Genomic DNA, 1,757 nt, shown 5'->3' on the forward strand with positions numbered 1-1,757 from the left:
CATAGGTAATTGCGAAACAAGTTCGCAATCCTGACTAAAAAGCGGTAAGAATCCTGCAACGCAGGATTCTTAAGATGAAAAATAGGTACTTCTAAATTTAAACATGACTAAAAGACTTCCCAGATAAACTGCGAAGAAAAGATTGTATGCATATTAATAATCAGGCAATCAAAGGCTTCAAACTCCGGATGTATTGGTATTGATGAATCTTATCAGCGACAAGTACAGTAACAAGCTGGGTAATTCCTGCAAGCAGTAAATCAGCATGAAGTGTTTTCTCATTCTGTGTTTTACGATCTGCAATGCAGAAACTATCTTTGAAATAGTTGATTGACTTTTCAACATTTACACGGATCTTATAAGTATCCTCCCATTCCTGTGAGCCGCGTTCTACACCAGGATAGGCACGAAGGTTCTTTTCAGGATAAATGTAGATCATTCGTCCGCAGGAAGAAGATGTACATGGATTGTCACAATGGCATACGCGACGTTTTGACTTGTCGGCAGGATTGTATTCCCATTTCATTTTTGGACATACAAACTTCATGGTAGGAAGTTTGCTCCGCAAATGGGATCTGCTTCCTTCACGCCGCATCGGAAGTGATGGATCGTGAGGACAGCAGGGAATACCGTTTTCATTGACAGTATAGTCGATTCCTTCCACAGAAAGCTTTGTTTTTAAAGGGATAAATGCTTTTTGAAAGCCAATTTCTTCAAAGAGGGATTTGTAAATGTTAATGGCATCAAACGCAGCATCTCCAAGAAACGTCTTTGAATTTATTAAAGGATGTTTCTGGAAAAAGTCAATTAAAACTGGAAGAAGTGCTTTCGAATCGGCAAGGGATTTATCCTCATCCGGTGAATCTGATTTCTTCCCTACAACGATATCAGGATGTTTTTTTAGAAAGTCCTTGTTGTAGAAAGTGATGTCACGAACAATACCAAGCCCGTTCGTAATAATGCCAAATTTATAGGCGTAACAGAAATGTCCATTGATGTACATCTGCTGGATTGCCTGATTGGAAGCCGCATGAGTTGGCATAGAGCCATAAGCAGCTTTATAAGGATCATAGGAATCATCAAGGTTATGGGACTTTTTGAAAGCCTTTAGCTGCTTGATAATACGGTTGGCATATTTGGGGTTATTTTCTGTCACCCATGCTTCAATGCCAGAGGTATCAAAGATTGTCATGGAAGCAAGGGTAGGATCAAGCCTTTGGCAAATCGGTTCGGTCAGATCAACAAGATGATCGAACATAGATTGTAAGTCCGATAAAAAATCCTGTTTGAAACGTGTAAATTTGGAACCATCCGGAACAACATCAAAACCGCAGAAATCACGCAGTTCCTGGGAAAATTTCAGAAATACAATCAGGAGTGTGTCCGTCGGGATTGAGAAAATACGTTGGATAAGAAGTGACTTAAGCATTGGATAAAGCTGATGTTTGCGAGGTCTTCCGGTACTGGCGTAAAAATGAGAAATAAAAGAAACAGGAACAATTTCATCAAGGTTAATGGCTTCATCAAGAAGCGAAAGGAACTGATATTTGTCGTTGTCGAATTTATTTTGACAATCTTCAAAAATTTCTGCCAAAGTGAGCTGTTTATATGTTATCATGTAGGTATATCTCCTTTAGGTGGATTGGTTAATTAGTTTCTAGGCAATTCTATTTTACCATAAACCTTGAGGAGATATTTTATTTTAACAACAAAAAAATGCCGTATTTATGCGGCTTTTGGCGTTTCGCAAACGCCTA

At 38.8% G+C, this 1,757-nt stretch carries 1 pseudogene; it reads right to left on the bottom strand.

From position 1 onward, the window contains the following. Positions 1 to 177: 177 nt before the first annotated feature. Positions 178 to 1,618 (bottom strand): annotated as a pseudogene (locus I4V84_RS19425) (transposase). Positions 1,619 to 1,757: the final 139 nt, after the last annotated feature.

Source organism: Ruminococcus sp. 1001713B170207_170306_F1, assembly GCF_015668065.1.
Taxonomy (GTDB): domain Bacteria; phylum Bacillota; class Clostridia; order Lachnospirales; family Lachnospiraceae; genus Blautia_A; species Blautia_A faecis.